The 22618-nt window shown below is 48.8% G+C and carries 23 protein-coding genes; 17 read left to right on the top strand and 6 right to left on the bottom strand.

All coding sequences use genetic code 11. From position 1 onward, the window contains the following. The first annotated feature begins 17 nt into the window (after positions 1-17). Both AR688_RS06130 and AR688_RS06135 read left to right on the top strand, forming a co-directional pair. The gene (locus tag AR688_RS06130) at positions 18-3191 is read left to right on the top strand and encodes an efflux RND transporter permease subunit (RefSeq protein ID WP_068230523.1); all 3174 of its coding nucleotides are present in this window, start codon (positions 18-20) and stop codon (positions 3189-3191) included. An 87-nt stretch (positions 3192-3278) separates the two neighbouring features. Next, complete coding sequence (locus tag AR688_RS06135; protein ID WP_068230528.1) at positions 3279-4577, top strand: Nramp family divalent metal transporter; 1299 nt, start codon at positions 3279-3281, stop codon at positions 4575-4577. Between the two features lie 10 nt (positions 4578-4587). Here the strand turns inward: AR688_RS06135 and AR688_RS06140 are convergent, their stop codons facing one another. Next, positions 4588-5544 carry a sugar phosphate nucleotidyltransferase gene (locus AR688_RS06140; RefSeq protein WP_082694688.1) on the bottom strand — a complete coding sequence of 319 codons (957 nt, stop codon included), beginning with the start codon at positions 5542-5544 and terminating at the stop codon, positions 4588-4590. Positions 5545-5788: 244 nt separating this feature from the next. Here AR688_RS06140 and AR688_RS06145 point away from each other — a divergent pair, with 244 nt between their 5' ends. Beyond that, on the top strand, positions 5789-7096 hold the full coding sequence (locus AR688_RS06145; protein ID WP_068230534.1) for a hemolysin family protein: 1308 nt from the start codon (positions 5789-5791) through the stop codon (positions 7094-7096). Positions 7097-7117: 21 nt separating this feature from the next. Here the strand turns inward: AR688_RS06145 and AR688_RS06150 are convergent, their stop codons facing one another. Beyond that, the gene (locus tag AR688_RS06150; RefSeq protein ID WP_068230536.1) at positions 7118-7714 is read right to left on the bottom strand and encodes a DUF5610 domain-containing protein; all 597 of its coding nucleotides are present in this window, start codon (positions 7712-7714) and stop codon (positions 7118-7120) included. A 208-nt stretch (positions 7715-7922) separates the two neighbouring features. Between AR688_RS06150 and AR688_RS06155 the strand changes: the two genes are divergently transcribed. Then, complete coding sequence (locus AR688_RS06155; protein ID WP_068230540.1) at positions 7923-9104, top strand: MFS transporter; 1182 nt, start codon at positions 7923-7925, stop codon at positions 9102-9104. Here the strand turns inward: AR688_RS06155 and AR688_RS06160 are convergent. Continuing rightward, the gene (locus tag AR688_RS06160; protein WP_068230542.1) at positions 9072-9806 is read right to left on the bottom strand and encodes a pseudouridine synthase; all 735 of its coding nucleotides are present in this window, start codon (positions 9804-9806) and stop codon (positions 9072-9074) included. The genes AR688_RS06155 and AR688_RS06160 overlap by 33 nt on opposite strands. On the opposite strand from AR688_RS06160, the gene AR688_RS06165 reads away from it, so the two are divergent. The 10 genes from AR688_RS06165 (at position 9805) to AR688_RS06210 (ending at position 15625) form a co-directional block, all read left to right on the top strand. Further along, entirely contained in the window at positions 9805-10002 is a 198-nt protein-coding gene (locus tag AR688_RS06165; protein WP_068230545.1) for a hypothetical protein, read from the top strand. The two genes, AR688_RS06160 and AR688_RS06165, sit on opposite strands and share 2 nt — an antisense overlap. A gap of 271 nt (positions 10003-10273) precedes the next feature. Beyond that, the gene (locus AR688_RS06170; RefSeq protein ID WP_068230548.1) at positions 10274-10798 is read left to right on the top strand and encodes an RNA polymerase sigma factor; all 525 of its coding nucleotides are present in this window, start codon (positions 10274-10276) and stop codon (positions 10796-10798) included. Beyond that, positions 10791-11318, top strand: a complete 528-nt coding sequence (locus tag AR688_RS06175) for a hypothetical protein (RefSeq protein WP_068230551.1) — start codon at positions 10791-10793, stop codon at positions 11316-11318. The genes AR688_RS06170 and AR688_RS06175 overlap by 8 nt, the downstream gene beginning before the upstream one ends. 10 nt (positions 11319-11328) lie before the next feature. Next, positions 11329-12303: a DUF4097 family beta strand repeat-containing protein gene (locus AR688_RS06180; protein WP_068230554.1), complete on the top strand. Its 975-nt coding sequence runs from the start codon at positions 11329-11331 to the stop codon at positions 12301-12303. A gap of 75 nt (positions 12304-12378) precedes the next feature. Further along, positions 12379-13164 (top strand): type 1 glutamine amidotransferase domain-containing protein, encoded by a 786-nt coding sequence (locus tag AR688_RS06185; protein ID WP_068230556.1) that lies wholly within the window; start codon positions 12379-12381, stop codon positions 13162-13164. Between the two features lie 27 nt (positions 13165-13191). After that, positions 13192-13641, top strand: a complete 450-nt coding sequence (locus AR688_RS06190; RefSeq protein ID WP_068230558.1) for an acetyltransferase — start codon at positions 13192-13194, stop codon at positions 13639-13641. A 35-nt stretch (positions 13642-13676) separates the two neighbouring features. Then, the gene (locus tag AR688_RS06195; protein ID WP_068230560.1) at positions 13677-14144 is read left to right on the top strand and encodes a nuclear transport factor 2 family protein; all 468 of its coding nucleotides are present in this window, start codon (positions 13677-13679) and stop codon (positions 14142-14144) included. Between the two features lie 59 nt (positions 14145-14203). Then, positions 14204-15034 carry an alpha/beta hydrolase gene (locus AR688_RS06200; protein ID WP_068230561.1) on the top strand — a complete coding sequence of 277 codons (831 nt, stop codon included), beginning with the start codon at positions 14204-14206 and terminating at the stop codon, positions 15032-15034. Beyond that, a complete protein-coding gene (locus tag AR688_RS06205) occupies positions 15031-15444 on the top strand; it encodes a hypothetical protein (RefSeq protein ID WP_068230562.1) in 414 nt (137 codons plus the stop codon). Before AR688_RS06200 ends, AR688_RS06205 begins: the two co-directional genes overlap by 4 nt. Then, positions 15416-15625, top strand: coding sequence for a hypothetical protein (locus AR688_RS06210; RefSeq protein WP_156420215.1), 210 nt, complete (start codon positions 15416-15418; stop codon positions 15623-15625). The genes AR688_RS06205 and AR688_RS06210 overlap by 29 nt, the downstream gene beginning before the upstream one ends. Positions 15626-15653: 28 nt before the next feature. On the opposite strand, the gene AR688_RS06215 is transcribed toward AR688_RS06210, so the two are convergent. Further along, positions 15654-16571 carry a LysR family transcriptional regulator gene (locus AR688_RS06215; protein WP_068230568.1) on the bottom strand — a complete coding sequence of 306 codons (918 nt, stop codon included), beginning with the start codon at positions 16569-16571 and terminating at the stop codon, positions 15654-15656. 85 nt (positions 16572-16656) lie between these two features. On the opposite strand from AR688_RS06215, the gene AR688_RS06220 reads away from it, so the two are divergent. Together AR688_RS06220 and AR688_RS06225 are read left to right on the top strand one after the other, a co-directional pair. Next, positions 16657-17652 carry a gluconolaconase gene (locus tag AR688_RS06220; protein WP_156420216.1) on the top strand — a complete coding sequence of 332 codons (996 nt, stop codon included), beginning with the start codon at positions 16657-16659 and terminating at the stop codon, positions 17650-17652. A gap of 109 nt (positions 17653-17761) precedes the next feature. Next, entirely contained in the window at positions 17762-18184 is a 423-nt protein-coding gene (locus tag AR688_RS06225; protein WP_068230570.1) for a hypothetical protein, read from the top strand. Between the two features lie 34 nt (positions 18185-18218). Here the strand turns inward: AR688_RS06225 and AR688_RS06230 are convergent, their stop codons facing one another. Beyond that, the gene (locus AR688_RS06230; RefSeq protein WP_068230571.1) at positions 18219-19475 is read right to left on the bottom strand and encodes an alkaline phosphatase family protein; all 1257 of its coding nucleotides are present in this window, start codon (positions 19473-19475) and stop codon (positions 18219-18221) included. Between the two features lie 236 nt (positions 19476-19711). Between AR688_RS06230 and AR688_RS06235 the strand changes: the two genes are divergently transcribed. Next, a complete protein-coding gene (locus tag AR688_RS06235) occupies positions 19712-21025 on the top strand; it encodes a DUF4397 domain-containing protein (protein WP_068230574.1) in 1314 nt (437 codons plus the stop codon). 77 nt (positions 21026-21102) lie between these two features. On the opposite strand, the gene AR688_RS06240 is transcribed toward AR688_RS06235, so the two are convergent. Next, positions 21103-22572, bottom strand: coding sequence for an OmpP1/FadL family transporter (locus AR688_RS06240; RefSeq protein ID WP_068230577.1), 1470 nt, complete (start codon positions 22570-22572; stop codon positions 21103-21105). Positions 22573-22618: the final 46 nt, after the last annotated feature.

Here is a 22618-nt window from a genome sequence, read left to right on the forward strand (position 1 = left end):
CAGGCAAGGATCAGCTTATGTTCTCTCGTTATTTTATTGACCGGCCTATCTTTGCATTGGTGATAGGCATTTTTATCTGTCTGGCAGGCCTGGCTGCTATGCGCAGCCTGCCGGTAGCGCAATACCCTGAAATTGCACCGCCTGTGGTGCAGGTAATGGCAGTGTACCCTGGTGCTTCTTCAGAGGTACTGGAGCAAACGGTAGCGGCGCCGCTGGAAAACGCCATTACTGGTGTAGAGGGCATGATGTATATGTCGTCTACCTCTACCAGTTCAGGCATTACCACCATTTTTATTACCTTTGAAATTGGCACTGATGTTGACCAGGCCGCGGTAAATGTGAATAACCGCGTTAGCAAAGTAGAAGCACGTTTACCTGAGGAAGTGCGCCGCCAGGGCATAACGGTAGAAAAAGGCTCATCGAGCTTTTTACAGGTGTTGGCGTTTTATTCACCTGATGGCAGCCGGGATGATTTATGGACGTCAAACTACGTAACGTTAAACGTGCTGGACCGGTTAAAACGTATTCCCGGTACCACTAACGTACAGATTTTTGGTGCCAAAGATTACGCTATGCGTATCTGGCTGCGGCCGGATCAGATGAGCCAGCTTAAAGTCACGGTGCCGGAAGTTGCGGCGGCGTTAAGTGAGCAAAATGCCCAGTTTGCTGCCGGTAAAATTGGTGCCACACCAACCACTGCAGATGCGCAGGAACTGGTATACACCGTTACCGCGCAGGGGCGTTTTTCTACTGCTGAAGAGTTTGAAAATGTTATTATTCGCGCTAACCCGGATGGCAGTACATTACGTATAAAAGATATTGCCAGGGTAGAGCTGGGCTCACGCGATTATGACTTTGTTGGCCAGTACAACGGCCAGTCATCTACGCTGGTGGGTATATTTTTGCAGCCAGGTGCTAATGCGCTGGATGTAGCCGATGAAGTAAACCGCACTATTGCTGAATTAAAGCAGCGTTTTCCAAGCGGCCTGGCTCAGGCCACGCCTTATGACACCACCCGTTTTGTTGAAGTGTCTATCAGTGAAGTGGTAAAAACCCTGGCTGAAGCCATGCTGCTGGTGTTTCTGGTGGTGTATCTGTTTTTACAAAACTGGCGTGCTACGTTAATTCCAATTCTGGCGGTACCTATTTCATTGCTGGGCACTTTTGCCGGTTTGTATATGCTGGGTTATTCGATAAATACGCTGACACTGTTTGGTATGGTGCTGTCGATAGGCATAGTGGTTGATGATGCCATAGTAGTACTGGAAAACGTTGAACGTATTATGCACGAAGAGCATGTATCGGCGCGTGATGCCGCAATAAAAGCCATGCAGGAAGTGTCGGGCCCGGTAGTGGCTATAGTAATGGTATTGTGCGCGGTGTTTGTGCCGATTGCCTTTTTAGGTGGTTTAACCGGCGAGCTGTTCCGCCAGTTTGCCGTAACCATTTCTATTGCGGTAAGTTTATCCGGTGTGGTTGCACTGGTGATGACACCTGCGCTGTGCGTGATGATTTTGCGCCGTGAGCATAAACAAACAGCGAAGTTCTTCCTCTGGTTTAATGACTTTTTCCAGCGTATTACCGGTAAATATGTTTCAACTGTGGGGTTCTTCCTGCGCCGTGGTTTACTGGCACTGGTACTGGTAGGCGGCATGATTTTTATCACTGCCGGTATGTGGAAGGCTACACCGGGTTCACTGGTGCCGGATGAAGATCAGGGCTTTTATATAGCCGCAATCTTTTTACCTGACGGTGCCTCGCTGGAGCGCACGCAAAAAGTGACCGAGCAGGTTATTGCTGCTATCCGCTCTAACCCGGCTAACAAAGATGTAATCAGCTTTGCCGGTTTTGACTTTATCGGCGGTGGTTATAAAAACAGTGCGGCTACTATATTTGTAACCCAGCAAGACTGGAGCGAGCGTGATATCAGCGCCAGCGACCTGGTAAACGAGCTGTTTATGAAAACAGCCGGTATTAATGAAGCATTAGTGCTGGCATTTAACCCACCGCCTATTTTTGGCCTGGGTAATACCGGTGGCTTTGAGTTTTATCTGCAAAACCGTGGCGATGGCGGGCCGGAAAAACTGGCAGAAGCTATGGGTATTATGCAGGGCGCAGCCGGGCAAAGCCCGGTGCTGGCCGGTGTGCAAACACTGTGGCGGCCTAATACGCCGCAGCTGAAGGTAAACCTGGACCGCGAGCGCGCCAAAGCGCTGGGGGTGCCGGTAAACGATGCCTTTAATACCCTGGCTGGTACGCTGGGAACTTACTACGTAAATGACTTTAATAAATATGGCCGTGCCTGGCAGGTGCTAATGTCTGCCGATGCACAGTTCAGGATGAAACCAGACGACATTAACCATATTTACGTTAAAAGCCAAAGCGGTGAGATGATCCCGATGTCAGCACTGGCCGAAATTCAGTACAGCTCGGGCCCGGACAATATGGAGCGCTACAATAACCTGCCCGCGGTAAAACTGCTGGGCAATGCCGCCCCTGGTTACAGCTCTGGCCAGGCGATTGCCGAAATTGAACGTATTGCCAACACTATGTTGCCACCGGATATCAGTTACGACTGGACCGGCAGCGCCTTTCAGGAAAAACGCAGCGGTGGAACTACCGGCTTGGCACTGGGCATGGCGGTGGTGATGGTGTTTTTAATTCTGGCGGCGTTATATGAAAAATGGTCATTACCACTTTCAGTGCTGCTGGCCATGCCATTTGGTATTTTTGGTGCACTGGTTGCTGTTTGGATAGCCGGGTTAACCAATGATGTGTACTTCCAGATTGGCCTGGTAACCTTGCTCGGGTTAGCGGCAAAAAATGCCATCTTAATTGTTGAATACGCGTTGATGAAAACGCAGCAGGGCTGGAGTACCGGCACGGCTGCGCTGGAAGCTGCACGTTTACGTTTCAGGCCCATTATTATGACGTCACTGGCGTTTATTCTGGGCGTTGTGCCGCTGGCATTTAGCAGTGGTGCTGGTGCCGGGGCACGTCATAGCGTAGGTACCGGCGTAATGGGCGGTATGATGGCGGCAACCTTCCTGGCAGTGTTTTTTGTGCCGTTGTTTTTCTACTGGCTGACCGAGCTACGCATCCGCGAAACCCGCAGTAAACAGCAACTGGCCGATGAAATTGCCGAACACCACCGCCAGGAACATCTGGACACTAAAGAAGGCTTGCTGTGAACCCGCACTGACATGGCGAACAGTTAAACAAAATGGCGCTGCCTTATGCTAAGGTAGCGCCATTGTTATTTTTGTCACCTGCTAACTATGTCTGACACTTTGCCTGATAACCCTTTACCCGGAAAGAAAACGCCTTCGCATAAAAGGTCCTGGTTTGGCCCTGCCACCTTAGTTACTGCCGCCTTTATTGGCCCTGGTACCGTTATTACCGCATCACTTGCCGGCGCGAATTATGGTTATGCCTTAGTGTGGGCGCTGCTGTTTTCTGTGTTTGCCACTATGGTGCTGCAGGAAATGGCCGCGCGGCTGGGTATTGTTACCGGCCGCGGCCTGGGCGAAAACCTGCGTGAGCTGGTACGCCAGCCACTATTGCGCTGGCTGCTGTTGCTGTTGGTGGTAGCTGCCATTGTTATTGGCAACAGTGCCTATCAGGGCGGCAATATCAGCGGTGCAGCCTTGGGAGCCGATGCAATGTTTGGCCATCTGCCACTGATCCAGCGCTGGCACAGCAGTACCGGCATTAACCTGTGGGCGCTGTTGCTGGGTGCTGTGGCGGCAGTGGTACTGTGGTTTGGCCAGTATAAGCTGATAGAGCGTTGTCTTATTGCGTTGGTGCTGCTGATGAGCCTGGCATTTATTGGCACTATGCTGCTGACTAAACCGGATTTGGCGGCGCTGTTTAAAGGCGCTTTTATACCGGTTATTCCGCAAGGTGCCATCTTAACCGTGGTAGCGCTGATTGGTACCACGGTAGTGCCATATTCGCTGTTTTTGCATGCAGCGGGTGCTGCCCAGAAATGGCCGAAGCAACAGATAGATACTGATACCGCACTGAGGGCGTCACGCCAGGATATTGCGCTGGCTATTCCGCTTGGTGGCCTTATTTCTATTGCCATAGTATCAACGGCAGCGGCGGCATTTTTTGGCCGTGAGCAACAGCTGGAAAACGTAGCGCAATTAGCACAAAGCCTAACGCCACTGTTTGGCAATGCTGCTACCTGGTGCCTGGCGCTGGGCCTGATGGCTGCCGGTTTATCATCAGCTATTACTGCGCCGTTAGCCGCGGCTTATGCGTTGTCAGGTATTTTAGGTAAACCGCTTAACCTGAAACTGCCGCTGTTTCGCCTTACCTGGCTGTTTATTATTGTTTGTGGTGTGCTACTGGCGTCACTGGGGATCCGGCCGGTAAGTGTGATTTGGTTTGCTCAGGTGGCTAACGGTATTTTGCTGCCACTGATTTGTTTATGTTTGTTGCTGGCGATGAACCACCATTTGCTGGGGCAATATAAAAATAATCGCTGGCAAAATGCACTGGGTGCTTTGGTGTTGCTGGTAAGCCTGCTGTTAAGTGGTCGCAGCCTGGCGCTGGCATTTGCGCTGTTATAAGCATTAACTGCTAGGCATATAACCGGTGTTGATGCTGCAATGTTAAGCGCTGCATGGCCCGGGTGCAAAGCCGTAGTTTGGGCTCCTGGGTGTTTGCTGTCAGTATCGGCCATTGCTGCGCTTGTCCTTCCAGCCAGTCGGGGTGTTGCAGCACATCCAGCCGGCTGTGAAAATAGGCGGCTAAAGTACCGACATCGCGCCAGTAGTGCGGAAGGCTTTGCTCGCCCGGTAACTGGTTATTGCTAAAATCATATACGCAGGCTTGTTGCTGGCGAAACAGCGTAGGTAGCAGGTCGTGACCAAAATCGACCGGTTGCGACGGGTCGGTATTATCCAGCAGCTGATACAGGCTATCGGCATTAAATAAATAGTTACCCATCGACGCCAGCGCGTAGCCGGGCCTGCCGGGTATTTGCGGCACTTCGCCCTGTGGCTTTTCAATAAAACCGCAGATACGATGGTTGTCGTTTACGGTAAAAATACCAAACTGCCGCGCCTGAGCCACCGGCACTGCTATGGCTGCAACTGTTACGGCGACCTGTTGCTGTTGATGAAAAGCCAGCATTTGGCGGTAATCCATTTTATAAACGTGATCTGCACTTAGTACGGCGATCACATCAGGGCGTAGATCGCGAATGACACTAAGCTGGGCGGCAACAGCACCTGCTGTACCCTGGCAAACAGACGCTGGCGCCTGATACCATTGCAAAAAACCGTTACGGTTAAATACCGGTCGCCAGAATTGCTGTAAATGCTGGTGCAGGCTGCGGGGTTTGTATTGGGTTAGCACCAGTAATTGTCGCAAACCCGAATGCCATAAGTTACTTAATACAAAGTCAATAACACGCCGGTGCTGAATAAAGGGTAACGCCGGTTTGGCCTGCTTTAGTGTCAGTGGTTGCAGCCTTTTACCGGCACCACCTGCCAGCACTATGCTGAGCACTTTAGGCATTGAGACATTTGTCATAGCTTGGCTCCGACAGTAATGATTTGCTCAATAAATGTACACCATACCGACAGGCAGCGTTTGATATGTATCAAATGAATTTATGATAACCAGGGCGAATTACTGCATTTTCAGCATTATTTGCCAGGGCAGTTACTATTCTGTTTGAATATTTTCAGGTAGTTAGCAGGTTTGGTCATACAACAGCGCTATACTAGCGCCATATGTCAGTGCTTTGGGCTGATGCTGTTATACAGGAGAGAATATGTCGACGCTGGAATATATGTTGCTGATGCTAGTGCTGGTTGCCAGCAGTGCATTTTTTTCGGTATCTGAAATTGCACTGGCTGCATCGAGAAAAATGCGCCTGCGGCTGATGGCAACAGAGGGAAATGTGCATGCCGAAAAAGTGCTGGCGCTGCAGGAACACCCCGGTAACTTTTTTACTATCGTGCAAATTGGTTTGAACGCAGTGGCTATTTTGGGTGGTATTTTGGGTGAATCGGCGTTTACCCCTTACTTTACTGCTTTGTTGGCACTGTTTTTTAGCGGCGCCTGGGTGGCCAACGCCGGTTTTGCGTTATCGGTATTTTTTGTAACGTCACTGTTTATCCTGTTTGCCGATTTAATGCCCAAGCGGCTGGCGATGATCGCACCGGAGAAAATTGCCACTAAAGTGGTTAGCCCAATGCTGTTTTTGATTATGCTGCTAAAACCCCTGGTTTGGCTGTTTAACAGCCTGGCTAATTTGTTTTTCAGCCTGTTTAATGTGCCCACTATGCGCAAAGACGACATCACGCCGGAAGATATTATTGCCATGATGGAGGCCGGTGCGCAGGCTGGCGTATTGCAGGAGCATGAACACCAGTTACTGGAAAACGTGTTTGATATGGAATCGCGTACCGTAACCTCGGCCATGACGGCGCGTGAAAGCCTGATCTTTTTCACCAACAATGAATCACAAGACAGCATTAAGGCGAAAATTGCCGAGCATCCGCATGCTAAATTTGTTGTTTGTGATGAGGTGCTGGACAAGGTAGTGGGTTATGTTGATACCCGCGATATTCTGATGCAGGTGTTGCACGACCAACCCATTTCGTTGAAAAAAGAAGGCATAGTGCGTCTGCCGCTTATTATTCCTGATACGCTGTCGTTATATGAAGTGCTGGAGCACTTTAAATCAGCCGGGGTAGATTTTGCCATTATTATGAACGAGTACGCGCTGGTGGTGGGCATTATTACGCTAAAAGATGTGATGAGCATTGTGATGGGCGAGCTGGTAAATTCTGAGGAAGATCAAATAGTAGCGCGAGACGCCAATTCCTGGTTGGTAGAAGGCTTAACGCCACTGCAGGATGTTATGCGGGTGCTGGATATTGATGCTTTCCCCAGCCCGGAAAACTATGAAACCATAGCCGGTTTTATGATGTATACGCTGCGCAAAATTCCCAAACGTACCGACTTTGTGCTGCACGGTGGCTATAAGTTTGAAGTAGTAGACATCGACAGCTATAAAATTGACCAGTTGCTGGTAACCCGTATTGTTGCCGCTGAGCCTGCAGTAAAGCCCTGACAGCTAACTACAGCGCTGCAGTTAAACTTCAGCGCTGTCATCAGGTTGGGCAGGGTTAGCGGCCAGCTCAAGCATTTTTTCGCGAAAGCTGTTTAGCCCCTGCATAACTAAACTATAGGTTTTGTCTACACCGCCTTCTACTTCACCTTCATACACTTTTAAGCCTTTAAGAATATCTTTGGCATCGCTAAAACCTTTTTCGATACCACCACCGATAATTTGCATAAAGCTGTCCAGCGTTTCTTCTTCTGATTTTCCAGGGTTAAGCTCTTTGTAGCGGCTGTAAAAACCGGTAGCAAAGGCAACAATACGATCTGCTGTGGCTTCGGGTGAGGTATCAATGCCGGAATCATAAATTTTCTGCGCGGCGTTTTCGCCCATTATCGGTTCCAGTTCGGCGTTTATGCCTTCCAGCGCGGTTTTATACAGTAAACTTAGCGAGTCGTTATTACTGCGCAGCGATACCTGCTCATTAGCGCGTAAAATAGCAGCGTTTTGTGCCTGCTTAGCCAGCGCAGCCGGATTTTTAATCTCGCGGTTATCTTCAGCTTTTACGCTTGGAGTATTTGCTTTGGCAGCGCCCACTACTGAGGCGCTATTGCCGGAAGTAATTGACATAATATTGCTCCTGAAAATTTGGCTGTAATTTGGTGTCAGTATAGCCCGTAACAGGTTAACGGCCGGCGCTGGCGAAACTTTAACCTTTTTTGCAATTATTACGGCAGACAGAAAGCGGGTAATACAGGTTGTAATGGTTTAAGCCAGCTCGTGTGCTGTGGCAAATAGCTTTATACTAGCCGCACTTTTATAAGTCAGGCCCTGTGTTGTGATCGAGTACAAAAGCCCGGCGTTTTACCGTGCTACCTTTGCGCTGTGTTTAGCCGCCGTGGTGGTATTTGCTAATCTGCATTTGCTGCAACCTCTGTTACCGGTGCTAAGCCGCGAATTTGCCTTAACGCCACTTGAAACCACCTGGGCTTACACCAGCGGCACTTTGTGTCTTGGTTTGTCGTTACTGGTTTATGCTGCGCTATCTGATGCCTGGGGCCGTAAAAAACTGCTGCTGCTTACCCTTATTGGTATGACGCTAAGCACGCTGGCGTTAACCCAGGTAGAGAGCTTTGCTGCTCTGGTGTTCTGGCGCGCCGTGCAAGGTGTTTTTCTCGGCGGCTTGCCCGCTGTGGCCATTGCTTACATGGGCGAAGAATACAGCAAACCGGCGCTGGTGGCTGCTGTGGGCTTTTACATCAGCGCTAACTCGCTAGGCGGCATAAGCGGCCGTTTAATGGCCGGAGCGCTGGCCGATATTGGCCACTGGCAGTGGGTGTTTTGGCCGGTAGCTGCACTGGGTGTTGTTAGCTGTTATCTGATCTGGCGCCATTTACCGCCAGCAAAGCGCTTTGTTGCCAAGCCGTTTGCGTTAAAGCAGGCTTTGGCCGATAACCTGTTTCATTTGCGCCAGCCATTACTGTTGTTAACCTATCTTATTGGCGGGCTTAACTTTTTTATTTTCCTTAACCAATATACCTATATTGCTTTTGTGCTGTCAGATGCACCTTACAGCTTATCCAGCTTCTGGATTGGCTTGCTGTTTATCACCTATTTTACCGGCACTATCGGCTCGGCCATTTCCGGAAAAGTAGCACTGAAAATGCCGGTGCCGCTGGGTATGGCACTGGGTGTACTTATTTTAATGCTGGGCACCTTACTGACATTGAGCAGCAGTTTAGGCTTTATTGTAGCCGGGTTTTTTATTAATGCCTTTGGCTTTTTCTTATGCCATTCGCTGGCCAGTAGCTGGGTAAACCAATGCGCCAGTAGGGCTAAAGCCAGTGCTAATGCACTGTATTTAGTGTTTTATTATGTTGGTGCCAGCACCGGTGGCTTGTATTTACAGCCCTTTTGGCAATGGCACAGCTGGCATGGCGTGGTGCTGGGGGCGTTACTTATGTACGGCGTAACTCTGCTGTTATGTTTATGGCTGTGGCAGCGTGCTAAGCAGCTGTAGCTGGTGTAACTCGGCACGGCTTAATGGCCGCATTTGCCCTTCAGGCAGCTTTGCCAGCTGTAAATTATGCAACCGGTCACGTTTTAGCGCGGTAACCCGATAACCGAGTGTTTTACACATATAGCGTATTTGCCGGTGCAGGCCCTGGGTTAACACAATATAAAACTGCTGATTGCCGGTTTGTGTTATCTGGCACGGGCGTGATTGATAGAGTGTTTCACCCAGTTGCCAGCTTACCCCCGCAGCCATATTGGCAATAAAATCGGCGGTGATGTTTTTATCCGTGTCTACCTGGTAGCCTTTTTCATGGTAAAAGGCTGGGTGCATCAGGCATTGGCTAAGGGCGCCGTCATTGGTTAACAGCAATAAACCGCTGGAGTCTTTATCCAGCCGGCCCACTGCAAATAAACGTTGTGGTAATAGCCTGAGCACCTGATACAGGCTGGTCGGGTCATCCGGGCGGTTGTTGCAATCAACCCCAACCGGTTTATGGTACAAAAAATACTGCATGGCCGGTTGGGCCGGTAACGGTTGGCCGTGAACACTCACCTGATCCAATGTGCTAACGCCATCTGTATGGCGTGCTACAGCGCCATTTATGCTAACTACGCCCTGGGTAATTAACCGCTCGGCCGCCCGGCGCGAGCAATAGCCGCTTTGGGCAATCCATTTTGCCAGACGCTGTGGAGCAGGGGATACCATGGAATTAAACCGCCAGAATAAAGATGTCGATAATAACCGATATAGTGGTGCAAGATCATCTGGCTGTAACACTTGGCAGGCACACTACGCACTGCCTGCTAAGGCAAACCTGTTCCTCCTAGTGCTTCAAATTCGCCGGTCTTTATGGGCCGGTTTTTTTATGTCTGCTATCGTTGTTTTAATGGCCGCTGCTTAAAAAGGTTTAATAAAACTATCGCCAAGCTGTAACACAACTGACACCTGCACCGGGCACAATGCACAGCGTTACACCTTCCTTCCTGGATTATTAAACACTATTTAGTGGCGGGGGCCTTGGCTCCCGCTTTATTTTTTCTGTAAAAACCTGTCTGCAAAACCCTATCTGTAAAAAAACATCTGTAAAAAATTTTGCTGCGTTTAAACCTTTCGCTTTACCCTGCCGACTAACCTGACAATTAACACAATAACTTTGGTATTTAAGGGCGTTTATGGCAATGGAGATTGCGCAGGCAGTCACAGCTGCGCAAAAGGGCGACAAACAAGCCTTTTACTACCTGTATCAGCAGTATGTCGGCCGGGTATACGCGATTTGCTGGCGCTTACTGGCCAATAAGCAAAAAGCTGAAGATGCCAGCCAGGAAATTTTTATTAAAGTGTGGCAGCAACTGGCAGGGTTTCGCGGTGACAGCAGCTTCGCCACCTGGCTACACAGTATTGCCACCCGCACGGCTATTGATATCTGGCGCCAGGAAAAGTACCTGCGCTTAACCGACAGCAGTGACGAACAACCAGAGCTAACAGAGCAAGCCGTAGAATGCGCCAGTGAAGATGCGCCGCTGGAGCAGGCAATACAACGCCTGCCAGCGCAGGCCAGAGCTGTATTTGTATTATTTGCGCTGGAAGGCTATCAGCACCAGGAAATTGCGACTTTGCTGGGTATCGCCGAAGGTACCTCTAAAGCACAGTATTTCAGAGCCAGACAACTGTTACAGGAGTGGTTAGCAGATGAATGATCAGCAACTTGATAACGCTATCAGCAAGCTGGCAGAGCAGATAGCACCACAACGTGATTTATGGCCAGACATAACCGCACAACTTGACCTGGCCGCGCAGCTTGACACAACGGCACGCCTTGACGCCGTCGAGACACCGGCAGACAAAACCAAACCCACACGCTGGTATTGGGGCGTCGCCGCCATGCTGGGGCTGCTGAGTGTATTTGGCTGGCAGCAGGCACTGTTGCCCGGTATCACCGGCACCACAGCGGCGATGCCGACCGCAGAGCTGATGTTGCTGCAGGTGTATGAGCAGCAAAAAGCTACCCAGCTGAGCCAGATGGTGGCAGTGGCCGAGGGCTTTGATAATTGGCAGCAACAAATACGCGTGTGGGACCAGGCAATAGCCCAGGTTCGGCAAGCATTAGCATTTTATCCGGATGAACCGCAGCTGTTAGCGCAGTTGCAAAGCTTGTATCAACAGCAGCTGTCTTACCTGCAACAGGCGACACTGCAACAACCTTTAGTAATAAGTTAGGAGATAACACATGAATACAGTGGCAAAAACATGGGCCTTTGGCCTTGGCAGTTTAATGTTGTTAGGCTTTAGCCAACTGGCATTAGCCGATGCGCGCGAAGCAGTAAATGAAAGCCGTGCAGTAAGCGCCAACGAGAAAATTTATATTGAGGTGATGAGCGGTGAAATAACCATTAATGCTGTAAGTAATAATCAGTTTAAAGCCAGCGGTAAGCTGGATGAAAAAGCCACTGGTTACACGTTAGACAGCAAAGACGGCTTTACCCGCTTTGAAATGACCATGCCACGCCAGGTAAACTACAACTGGCGCGACAAAAGCAACAATGCTGAATTAAGCTTTGATGTGCCGGTAGGCAGCAGTGTTGAATTTAAAGGCGTAAACGGCAATGTTACCGTAACCGGTATTCACGGCAGCAGCCAGATCAGTACGGTAAATGGCGATATTAAAGCCTCTGACTTACGCAGCAGTGTAAAACTGAGCACGGTAAATGGCGAAATTAAAGTAAAAGGCGCCAGCGGCACGGTAGAGCTAAGTTCAGTTAACGGCAAAATAGACGACGAAGGTTCCAGCGGCCGCCTGAGTTATGATGTGGTTAACGGCAAAATTGAAGTGAAAAGCAACGCAGACGAAGTTAGTGTCAGCACCGTAAACGGTGATGCCGAACTGGAACTAAATGGCACTAAACAGCTGAAACTAAGCACGGTAAACGGTGAAATTGATGCCAAGCTAAAAGGCTCTGCCAGCCCCCGCGTCAGCGGCAGCAGCGTAAGCGGTGATATCGAGCTTAAACTGGACAGCAATGTAAACGCCCGCTTTGATATTAAAGCCTCAGCCGGTGGCAGTATTGACAACAAACTGAGTAACGACAAAGCCAATAAAGCCAAATACGGCCCAGCGCGCAGCCTGCAATTTACGCTGGGCAGCGGTGACGGTAGCGTAGAGCTAAGCACAGTAAGCGGCGATATAGAGCTGGATAAGTTATAAGCTTCGCTAATACGTTATGTTGCTCAAACAACCAAAGGCTGCTTTTGCAGCCTTTGTAAATACAAAGGAATGAATATGAAAAATCTGATTCTGCTGCTGGGGCTCGTACTTATTGCGTTTGGCTTTCAGGCCGCTGCGGCTGATGCTAAGAAAATTTTGATCATTGCTTCAAATCTTGAGGATATGGGCGACCCCGATAAGCACGATGCCAGAAATAACCTGTGGGAATACGCACCGCCGTATCATATCTTTGTTTCGCATGGCTACAGTGTTGACTTTGCTTCTCCTGCCGGCGGTGCTGTCCCCTTTATGATGGACCCGCTGGGGATCAGCAGCTACACGATAAAATATGAAGGGTTTTTAGATAAGGCTAATAGTTCATTGGCTCCGGCGCAGGTTAAGGCTGCAGACTACGCAGCTGTTTATATCGGTGGTGGCTATGGCACCTTATTCGATGTGGCGGCCAGTCAGCCGCTGTTGGATATTATGGCCGCTATTTACCAAAACGGCGGAGTAATAGGCAGCAGTGGACACGGCGCCGGCGCTTTTGCCAATGTAAAGCTGCGTAACGGCGAGTTTTTGGTGCAGGGCAAACGAGTGGCAGGTTTCCCTGACTCGACAGAGAAAGAAAAGAGCTGGGCGAAGCAGGGGGCATTGTTGCCATTTTTGGTTGAAGCACAGCTGCGCAAAAATGACGCAGTTATAATCAACAAAGACAATATTGCCGATAAGCATGATGTGATTATTGACCAGCGCATTGTCTCGACCATGTTTCTGCCATCAGCTGCACTGGTAGCAAAAGAAATGCTTATCTTGCTGGAGCAAGATAGCGGGATCTCGGGGCGCGGGTTCCGGCCTTGAATGGTAAATTTTTAATCAGGTTTATTGATGAATATTGAAAGTGTAAGAAAAGCAGAGTATCAAACGCTTATCGAAATTTGGGAAACGTCTGTTAGGGCTACGCACGATTTTTTATCTGAAGAATATCTGCAGCAACTTAAACCCCTTATTCTTGAACAGTATTTTGATGCTGTGAACTTAACCTGCGCTAAAACCAGTACCGGTGAGATAGTCGGGTTTTGTGGTGTGCATGATGGCAATATTGAAATGCTGTTTATCGCACCAGAGATGCGCGGGCAGGGTATAGGCGCCTTGCTGGCGGCCCATGCTATTACCGTGCAGGGGGCGACAAAAGTAGATGTGAACGAGCAGAACCTTAAGGCGTTGGGGTTTTATCAGCGAATGGGTTTTGCTGTAACAGGCCGCTCGCCGACCGATGGTCAGGGCAAACCTTATCCGTTGCTGCATATGACATTACAAAAAGTACCGCAGGCATAAGTTCGTGCTGTGAATAATCACAAAGGGGATGTGCTATGAAAAAACTGTTATTTGTTACGCTGTCAGTTTTTATGTCGTTATCTGTATCTGCAACAGAGACAAAACTGGATTTAGATGCTTTTGCCAGGCAGTATTTTGCTGCAATGGTGGCGACGCAAGCACCTGATGCAACAAAGCAGGATCTGGAAAACTATCTGGCATTGCTGACTGATGATATCGGCCATTCTCACTTACCTTATGTAACCGACGATTCGCGTGAGCCCGATGGCAAGCAGGCGATGCGAAAGGGCATGACGTTTTATTTAGGTGCGCATACCGAGCATAAAGCTGAACTGCTGGATGTGTTTACGTTTAACCAGTCTGCTGTTGCTATCCGCTATAGCAACAGCGCCAAAGGTATTCACCCGCAGCATAAACAAGCCATTTCTTACAGCCAGATCATGATGGAAGTACTGGAAATAGAAAATGGTAAGGTAGCGGTGATCCGTAAGTATCATCAGTAATATGTATTTTGCCGCGCAAGGCTGCGTCAAAAATTGTTGTTGCACATTAGGTTAATCAAATGAAATTGTTAATGCTGGCGGTTTTACTGCTCTTTTGTTTTGAGGGAAACGCCTCTGCTGCTTACGAAATACCGCGAAGTGTCGTTATTGAGCTTAAGGAGCAACCCAGCAACCGCATTTACCCGGTGTTTATTCAGTTGCCTGCATCCTATGCTAGCCAAACTGACAGGGCTTACCCGGTTATTTACCTGACAGATGCGCATTACAGCTTTCCATTGGTAAGCGGCGCGGTGCGTTTTCCGATGAACAGTGGCGTAATGCAGCAGGCAATTATCGTGGCGGTGTCATATGAGCAAGGTTCAAAAGGCGCCAGCAGCAGAATTCGTGATTACACGCCGTCAAAAGCAAAAGACTGGCAGCAGGAAACCGGTAATGCTAAAGGGCATATGGCCTTTATACGTGATACGGTTTTCCCGTTTATTGAGCAAAACTACCGTGGTAGCAATACCAACCGGACTTTTGTCGGCAACTCCTTAGGTGGCTTATTTGGCGCTTATATGTTGTTCACTGAGCCTGAGCTTTTCTCAAACTACATACTTGGCAGCCCGTCAGTGTGGTTTGACAACAATATGATTTTGGCAGCGCCTGTAGTTAAACCCGAGGCTGCTACCAGAGTGTATATCTCTGTCGGAGAATACGAAACACCTGCTTACGGCGAAGGCGAGGATATGGTTATCGGGGCTAGCCGGTTAAGAGATAAAATTCAGGCAATTGACAGCGGTAATATTAAATTGCGTTTTTCTGTTGTGCCGGGAGCCAGCCATGCCACAGCATTTTCGACTGTTGCAATTCAGGGGCTGGATTGGATTTATGGTGTTAAAAAGCAGTGACGATTAAACCGATACAGTTGTGGTATGCAGTAGTACTTGCCGTCATGTTGCTACTTCAGGTTTCAGCGACCCAAGCCGGTAAGGGAGAGTATCAGGTGCTTAGCGATGCGCAGACACAGCGGGATATTCCCATTCACATCAGTTACCCGCAGGATACGTCGGTTTGCAGCAGCGAAAGCTCTTGTCCGGTGGCGCTGCTAAGCTCCGGTTATGGTGTGGCTTATGACAATTATACGTTTATCAGTAATACCTTAAATACAGCTGGCTATTTGGTGGTGGCGGTACAACATGAGTTGCCGGGGGACACGCCGTTGGCAGTGCGTGGCGATCTTTATACCGAGCGCAGTGAAAACTGGCAGCGTGGCGCTAACAGCCTTGAATTTGTCCGTATTGTCAATTCGTGGCAGTGATTTCCCTGCCGATGACGGTGTGTTGTATACAGCAGAAGAGTTGAAGCAGTTTAATGGCTGTATTGTGCAGGTTGCCGACTCGGAACATAACGATATGACCGATTTCGGCCCTGGCTGGCTTAAAAACAGCTTATCAAATATTATCCGGGCATTTGTAGCCGGGCACTGTGTCGGTACATAAAGTGTTAATAATCAGTGTCCTGACGACCTTAGACCGAAGCAGACATGTTATCTACTAAGAAGTCGATAAATAACCGGCTTTTTTGCGCAAGAAATTGGGTATCGGCATAGATTGCATAAATAGCGGAGGCAGGAAGTGCCCAATCCGCTAACACTGGCACAAGCTCCCCATTTTTAAGGGCTGGTTGTGTCAGAAAATCGGCCAGTAAAGCGATGCCCATACCGTGTTTTGCTGCGTCCAGTAAAATACCGGCATCATCACAGCTAAAGTGCGGGGTAACCGTTACTGTTGTGCGTTGCCCGCCTTGTAGCAATATCCACTGATGGCCTGTGCGTAGTGGTGAAAAATGCAGGCAACGATGGTTGATTAAATCTGCCGGTATTAAAGGCGTTCCGGCTGTTTTTAGGTAGGCAGGGGAGGCAACGAGTTGCCTTTTGTTCTGGCATAATAACCGGGCTCTTAGTGTGGAGTCATCTAAGGTACCGATCCTTATGGCAATATCGATCTGTTCGCGTACCAGATCAACGTACTGATCTGTTAATGACAACTCAATCTTTAGCTGCGGATATTGACGCATAAACTGATTTAACAGCGGTGCGATGCATATTCTGCCAAACGACACCGGTGCGTTTATTTTCAGCACTCCGGACGGTTTTTGGTTAAGTAAATCTACTGCAAGATCGGCTTCGTGTAAGGCAAGTAACAGCTTGCTGGTGTGTTCGTTATAGGTTTTCCCTGCCGCAGTAAGTGCAATCTCCCTGGTTGTGCGGACAAACAGTTGTACCCCCAGCTCTTGTTCAAGCTTTTTAATTCGTCTACCCAATGTCGAGGGGGGGATATTTAAAGCTTTTGCAGCATCGACAAAAGACAGTCGTTGTGCCGCTACGCTAAAAGCCTCAAGTAAACCAAAACGATCAGGTTGTATTGTACCGGGATTATTGCGCATGGTGCATTTCTGTATGTAAGCCAGTCGTATTTACAGCATAGCGACAAAGCCCTAGTTTGATAACTACCAAATAAAGGAGATTGCTATGTTATGCATTTTTAGAATGCACCGTATCAGAGCTTGTTATCTGCCTGCACTGCTGCTGACTATGCTACTGCTGCAGGTATTTGCCGCACCGCTAGATGAAGTTTTGTTGCCGGCGCATTTCAAATACCCTAACGGTATTGCACACCAACAAGATGGCACAGTGTTTGTTGGCTCTGTAACTGAAGGTAAAATCCTCCGGGTAGATAAAGGTGGCAATATTGCCACTTTTTTTGCTGATAACGCTGAACTGAACTCCGTAACAGCAATTCGCTATGATCAACACCATCACAGCCTGTGGGTTGCGTCTCCTGATTTTGCCGGCCCCCGGCAGGGGAAGCAGTCGACACCGCGCGCTCATCGCCTTGGTTTTATAGATGTTGCCAGTGGCAAATTGCGTTGGGTGGTGGATATGCCGGATAACGGGTTTGGCAATGACTTTGCCATTGATCATAAAGGCGGCGCTTACCTTACAGATTCTGCTTCGGGAGTGATCTGGCATGTTAGCATTGACTCCGATAAGCCGGTTTTCACCCGGGTGGCAGCCGCTGACGAGCTTAAACCTGCTGCTGGTGAAATCGGACCGGCCGGCATTGCCGTGCGCAGTGACGGTTCACTGGTTGTGGGTATGTTTAGCAGCGGTAAACTTTACCACGTGCAGCCAGGAAGCGATGGTATTGGTAAGGTGTCTGCAATAGCACTTGACAGCCCGCTGGAGAACCCGGACGGTATGATGTTTGCGAATGAAAAAATATTAATCATTGCTGAGGCGGGTATTGCCAGTGGCAATGGTAAAGTTAGCGCAATCCGATTTGATACCGCACTATCTGCCACGGTGGATAATATACTGACCAATCTTAGTACACCGTTAAACCTTACCCTGTTTGAGCAACAGGCATGGATAAGTGAGGGGCAAGTAGCCGGATTTTTTCCGTCTGGCGCTGACCTTGCTGAGCCAGCCTCTTTCCGTCTGATCAAGGTCCCGTTGCCACACTGACTTGCCTGAAAGACAATTAGGCCGCTATTGGCGTTGATTAAGGCTAGCGGCTTGGCTACTGTTGCATCTAACATTGATTTTATTTGCCAGCTATTTTAAGGGGCTACTAATGCGATATATCGGCTTATTATTAACGTTATTCTTGTTGTCTTGCTCCGCAGAGAACGACAAATGGTACCTGGGGCAGTGGCAGGTAACCGATGCAAAATTTCCCGGCATCAGTGCCATGGGTATGGACGACGCCAGAGCCTGGTTTGGCACTAAGGCAAGCTATACCGATACCAAAGTGAGCTTTACCGATAACGTCTGCGAAAAGCCGCAATTCACGCTTACGGCGATAGCTGAAGCTGAGTTCTATTCGGTGTACCGAGCGCGGTTTCAGCAGCTTGGTATCACTGCTCAAAGCACAGAAGTACTAACCGTTGGCTGCCCGTCAGACTGGGTAGCACCTGGTGCTGTGCTGATTAAAGCAGATAACGATACCGGCTATATACTGTGGGATGGCGTGTTTTTTAAACTGGATAAAGTTTAACTACTGGCCGCCGTGCGGCCAGTAGTTAAAGCGCTTATTTAGTTTTAGTATTACTGCCCAGCACAGAGTCAGGCCAGGCCGGGTTGCCATCGTTAGCGGCGGGGGTTAGGCCTAATATGCGGCACATCAGGTTATACAGCTCAATATTGTTAAAGGCCGGAATAGTTTTACCGGCCTTAAATGCCGGCCCGTGGCCAATAAAAATAGCCTGCATATATTCGCTGGCGTTGTCGTAACCATGGCTGCCGCCGGTTTTGCCTTCGGCGGCCATTTGCTGGTAGTTAGCCTCTGCTTTTTGCTGAATTAACCGCCAGCCTGGCTCGGGGATCACCAGCAGCGGTGCTATACGTTTGCTGTTCTGATAGTGCCAGCGCGCGGGCAAATCCGCCTTTTTATACACTTTTGCCTGGGGCGGTAAGTTGCGGCTTAACTGCTGATAAATATTGTTTAGTTTGCCTTCGCCGGGGAAGATAGAAACAATTTCTGCTGTCCACAATGTCAGGGCGGCGTCGCTGCTGTTAAACAGCTTATCCAGCACGATAATTTGTTGCGGCGGTGTTTCTACCATGCCGTGATCGGATACCAGCATAATATTCAGCTTATTGTACAAGCCGCGCTGGGTTAAACCGGCCAGCAGGCGGCCAATTGCCTGATCAACGTCGGCTATAGCGGCCGCTACTTCGGGCGAATTGGGGCCATGGTTATGGCCTGCATCATCTACAGCACTAAAATACAGCGTTAAAAAACGTGGCCGCTCTGTTGCGGGTAAATCCAGCCATTGCAGTACTGAGTCTACTCTTTCGTTGTGGCTGACATTGCCATCGTAGCGTTGCCAGTAGCTTGGGCGCACATTTTTTATTGCTGCCTCTGAGCCGGGATAAAAATACGTGGCTGCTTTTACGCCCTGAGATTCAGCCGTAACCCATACCGGTTCACCTTGCCACCAGCGGGCATTGGTTACTTCTTCAGCCTTGCTTAGCCGGAACGTAGCATCGAAATCAGCATCAAATATATTGTTTTCTACAATACCGTGGTTAGCCGGATACAGGCCGGTAACAATGCTGTAGTGATTAGGAAAGGTTTTGCTGGGGAACACCGGCTGCATGCTGTCTGCTGTTAACCCTTCCTGCGCCAGTTTCTTTATATTGGCGGCAGGGTATTGCTGCAGATACTGGCTGGCAAAGCCATCTATTGAGATCAGCAGCAGGCTGTCGTCTTGCTGTGCTTTTACCGCAGTGGCACCAAACAGGCTAAACAGCAGGGTTATTTGTACAATACGCAACAAAATCATAGCTAAGGTTTTCCCATAAAAACGGCCTGCAGTGTACGATCTGAATAACAAACTAAGATGACAGATCCGATAAAATGCCAGCTAAACGCTATAAAAGGCAGTACAAAATAAGCAGCGTTAAAAAGCCAGTTTGTAACTAAGCGTAACCAACTGTTTTTAATAGTAAAGCGCCATAGCGTTCGTTGCGGTAAATCCTTACTCTGAGCCGTTGTTACATTACCCTCAGGAAGATTTACATGAAATCAGTTTATTCTTTACGGCTACTGGCGTTTGGTGCCTTGCTGGGCTTGGCTGGCTGTGGCGGCGGCAGTGATGATAGTGCCGCAGCAGAGACTTATCTGCAGTTTTATAATGGTGCGGCCAGTGCTGGCAATACATCGTTAAAAGCCGGTGACACGGCCATTGGTACAGCCACTTATGGCGATGTCAGTGCGTTGGTTGCCGTAGCGCCAGATTCTTATACACTGGAGCTTACCGATGTGGCCAGTACGGAAGAATTACTCAGTGAAGATATGCCACTGGCAGAGGGCAATAAAACCCTGTTTATTCTGACGCAGAAAGACGAACAGTTTGATTACCTGAGCCTGAGTTTTAAGCGTGACGAAAGCCTGGATAAACAATTTAAACTGCATTTGGCCAATTTATCTGAACAATATCCGGCGATGGATATTCACTTAAGCGCCGAAAGCAAAGGCTTTGCTGATGCTGAGCTGGTTGATTCGTTATCTTTTCAGGAAATCAGTTCAGTTGCTGAAGGCAAAGAGCTGGGTAAGTTTAACCTTTACCTGACCGAAGCCGGTGAAGACACGCCTGTTTTTGTCGCCAAAGGCGTTAATTTTGCCTATACCAGCAACTATGTACTGATTATACGTGACAAGTTTGGCCCGTTAGCCGGGCAATTGTCCGTCGATGTGGTGCTGAATTCCTCCACTGTGACGGCTTATGATCACACTGATGCCAGTGCGCAGTTCCGTTTATATAACAGCCTGTCGCAGGATATTAATGTAGCACTGGACAACCAGAGTGTCGCCAGTGTAACCAGTGGCCAGTTAAGTGGTTATTTACCGCTGGTAAAAGGTGACTATAGCTTATCGGCCCGTGACAGCGATGGTGCTTTGTTGTTAAACAGTGCCCTGTTAAGTGTGGCTGCCGGTGATAGCAAAGCAGTGCTGTTATATGCAAACGAGCAACAACAGGTAGAAGCGTTAAGCGTTACTGAGCCGGATAGCCCGCAGGTGCAGGCGCATGATGTGGTAGTGGCTAACCTGGTAGCCGATTTTACTCAGCTGCAGTTTTATTTTGTCCGTGAAAATGAAACCATTGCCAATGCCAGATACAACGTTAAAAACCTGGCGTTTAAAAAGCAGCAAAGCCTGAATCTGCCTAAAGATTACTATGCCATAGCGCTGGTGCAGGTAGCAGAAAACGGCAGTACCACCTTGCTGGATAAAACCGACAGCATGCAGTTAACGCCGGGCGAGCACTATATGGTGTTGGCTGAGCAAGACGACGCTGCACCGTCAGGCTATAAGTTAAAGCTGGTGCATTAATTTAGCAGCAGATAAAAACAGCAGATAATAAAAAGGCGATCCGATGATCGCCTTTTTACGTTGCTTAGTTTGCTAAGTTAAAAGCGGTAATTAGCCTGAACGGCAAATAACTGGCCTTTATTGCTGTAATCGCCCTGATAACCGCTGTTATATAAGGCCTGGTCCTGCACATTATACTCACGCTCGTTTACACTGACATCGCCGGTAAACAGATACCCGTAAGCAACATCTAGGCTCAGGTTGTCGGCCAGTTGCCAGTTAGCGCCCACTGTTACCCATACCCGGTCATCGGTTGGTATACGCGCGGTTTTATGCTCTACGCTGATGGGGTTTTCATCAAAGGCCACACCGGCTTTTAAGGTTAAATCGCTTTGATAAACATAGGTAGCGCCCACAGCAAACGACCAGCTGTTTTGCCAGTATTCCGGGATATAACCAATATAACCTTCGGCATTCAGGTTTGTCGCTGATTGCGTGTTTAATGAAATACTGGGATTAGCATCGTCGCTGACAATATCAATGCTTTGAAACTCGCTCCACTGGGTCCAGGCGGCACTAAATTGCAGTGACAGGGCTTTAGTTACCTGCTGATCCAAGCTAAAAGCCGCGCTGGCCGGGGTGGTTAACGCCAGTTTGCTGGCTTCAGTCAGGCGGCTGTTTGCTGCCAGTTTGCCGGTAGATAAATCAATAGCCGGCAGGTTTGGTGCTACTACTATATAGTTAGGGTTGCCCACCACGTTAGCGCCGGTAATAGGCGTATTGGTAATATCTGAATCACCCTTTAAAGTAAAGCGCACTGCTGAGTGGTAGGTTAGTGCCAGGCGGGTGCCGGCAACCGGTTCACCATGAATACCCAGTGTATAACCAAAGGCAATATCGTCGCCTTCTACTTCGTAATGGCTGTTGCAATAAGCATCGTTGTATACCGGTGCGCCAAACATGGCGTTAGTCGTTTGCTCACCCAGCTCACACAAGCCGCTGTGATCTTTAAATTTAGATAAAGTACCTTCAGCGCGGTTAATAGAAATACCGCCACCAATAGACCATTGCTCATTTAGCTTATAACCAATGGCCGGCTGCAGGCTTAATACCTGTACCGCCGTTTCATCAGCAAAGTATCGGCCAACAAAATCATCATCGTAATCAGATGACAAACCAAAGGGCACATAAAAACCAATACCCCAGCTTAATGAATCTGACACTTTATCGCTGTAAAACACAAAAGGGACCAGTTCATTCAAACTATTTTCACCGTCTGTACGACCAACAACAGACTGACCATTAGCACTTTGCGCCTGAGCATTGCGGTAATTGGTTTTAGCGCTAATCAGGTTAAGGCCGCCAGAAAGCTGCGCACCGTCCAGTTGTGTTAAGGCTGCAGGGTTAGAGTAAACCAGAGTGGCATCAGTAATTTGTGCGCCACGGCCAGCATAAGCATTACCCATGCTGCTGACCGATTGTTCGAATAATTTATAACCTTCAGCGTGGGCCGACACACTGACAAGGGCGGAAAGAACGGCTAAAGAAACGGCAGATTTTCTAATCATATATACACCTGTTGAACGTGAAAAAGAGCGCAGTATAAAGAGGTCA

The organism is Rheinheimera sp. EpRS3, from assembly GCF_001513785.1.
In the GTDB taxonomy this organism is placed as follows: domain Bacteria; phylum Pseudomonadota; class Gammaproteobacteria; order Enterobacterales; family Alteromonadaceae; genus Alishewanella.

Bases quoted from the DNA above. Each gene is read 5' to 3' on its own strand.
- AR688_RS06185 (WP_068230556.1), top strand. From the start codon at position 12,379: ATGAAAAATCTGATTCTGCTGCTGGGGCTCGTACTTATTGCGTTTGGC.
- AR688_RS06140 (WP_082694688.1), bottom strand. From the start codon at position 5,544: ATGACAAATGTCTCAATGCCTAAAGTGCTCAGCATAGTGCTGGCAGGT.
- AR688_RS06175 (WP_068230551.1), top strand. From the start codon at position 10,791: ATGAATGATCAGCAACTTGATAACGCTATCAGCAAGCTGGCAGAGCAG.
- AR688_RS06230 (WP_068230571.1), bottom strand. From the start codon at position 19,475: ATGATTTTGTTGCGTATTGTACAAATAACCCTGCTGTTTAGCCTGTTT.
- AR688_RS06225 (WP_068230570.1), top strand. From the start codon at position 17,762: ATGCGATATATCGGCTTATTATTAACGTTATTCTTGTTGTCTTGCTCC.
- AR688_RS06130 (WP_068230523.1), top strand. From the start codon at position 18: ATGTTCTCTCGTTATTTTATTGACCGGCCTATCTTTGCATTGGTGATA.
- AR688_RS06150 (WP_068230536.1), bottom strand. From the start codon at position 7,714: ATGTCAATTACTTCCGGCAATAGCGCCTCAGTAGTGGGCGCTGCCAAA.
- AR688_RS06235 (WP_068230574.1), top strand. From the start codon at position 19,712: ATGAAATCAGTTTATTCTTTACGGCTACTGGCGTTTGGTGCCTTGCTG.
- AR688_RS06240 (WP_068230577.1), bottom strand. From the start codon at position 22,572: ATGATTAGAAAATCTGCCGTTTCTTTAGCCGTTCTTTCCGCCCTTGTC.
- AR688_RS06165 (WP_068230545.1), top strand. From the start codon at position 9,805: ATGGAATTAAACCGCCAGAATAAAGATGTCGATAATAACCGATATAGT.
- AR688_RS06145 (WP_068230534.1), top strand. From the start codon at position 5,789: ATGTCGACGCTGGAATATATGTTGCTGATGCTAGTGCTGGTTGCCAGC.
- AR688_RS06170 (WP_068230548.1), top strand. From the start codon at position 10,274: ATGGCAATGGAGATTGCGCAGGCAGTCACAGCTGCGCAAAAGGGCGAC.
- AR688_RS06135 (WP_068230528.1), top strand. From the start codon at position 3,279: ATGTCTGACACTTTGCCTGATAACCCTTTACCCGGAAAGAAAACGCCT.
- AR688_RS06215 (WP_068230568.1), bottom strand. From the start codon at position 16,571: ATGCGCAATAATCCCGGTACAATACAACCTGATCGTTTTGGTTTACTT.
- AR688_RS06190 (WP_068230558.1), top strand. From the start codon at position 13,192: ATGAATATTGAAAGTGTAAGAAAAGCAGAGTATCAAACGCTTATCGAA.
- AR688_RS06195 (WP_068230560.1), top strand. From the start codon at position 13,677: ATGAAAAAACTGTTATTTGTTACGCTGTCAGTTTTTATGTCGTTATCT.
- AR688_RS06220 (WP_156420216.1), top strand. From the start codon at position 16,657: ATGTTATGCATTTTTAGAATGCACCGTATCAGAGCTTGTTATCTGCCT.
- AR688_RS06160 (WP_068230542.1), bottom strand. From the start codon at position 9,806: ATGGTATCCCCTGCTCCACAGCGTCTGGCAAAATGGATTGCCCAAAGC.
- AR688_RS06200 (WP_068230561.1), top strand. From the start codon at position 14,204: ATGAAATTGTTAATGCTGGCGGTTTTACTGCTCTTTTGTTTTGAGGGA.
- AR688_RS06180 (WP_068230554.1), top strand. From the start codon at position 11,329: ATGAATACAGTGGCAAAAACATGGGCCTTTGGCCTTGGCAGTTTAATG.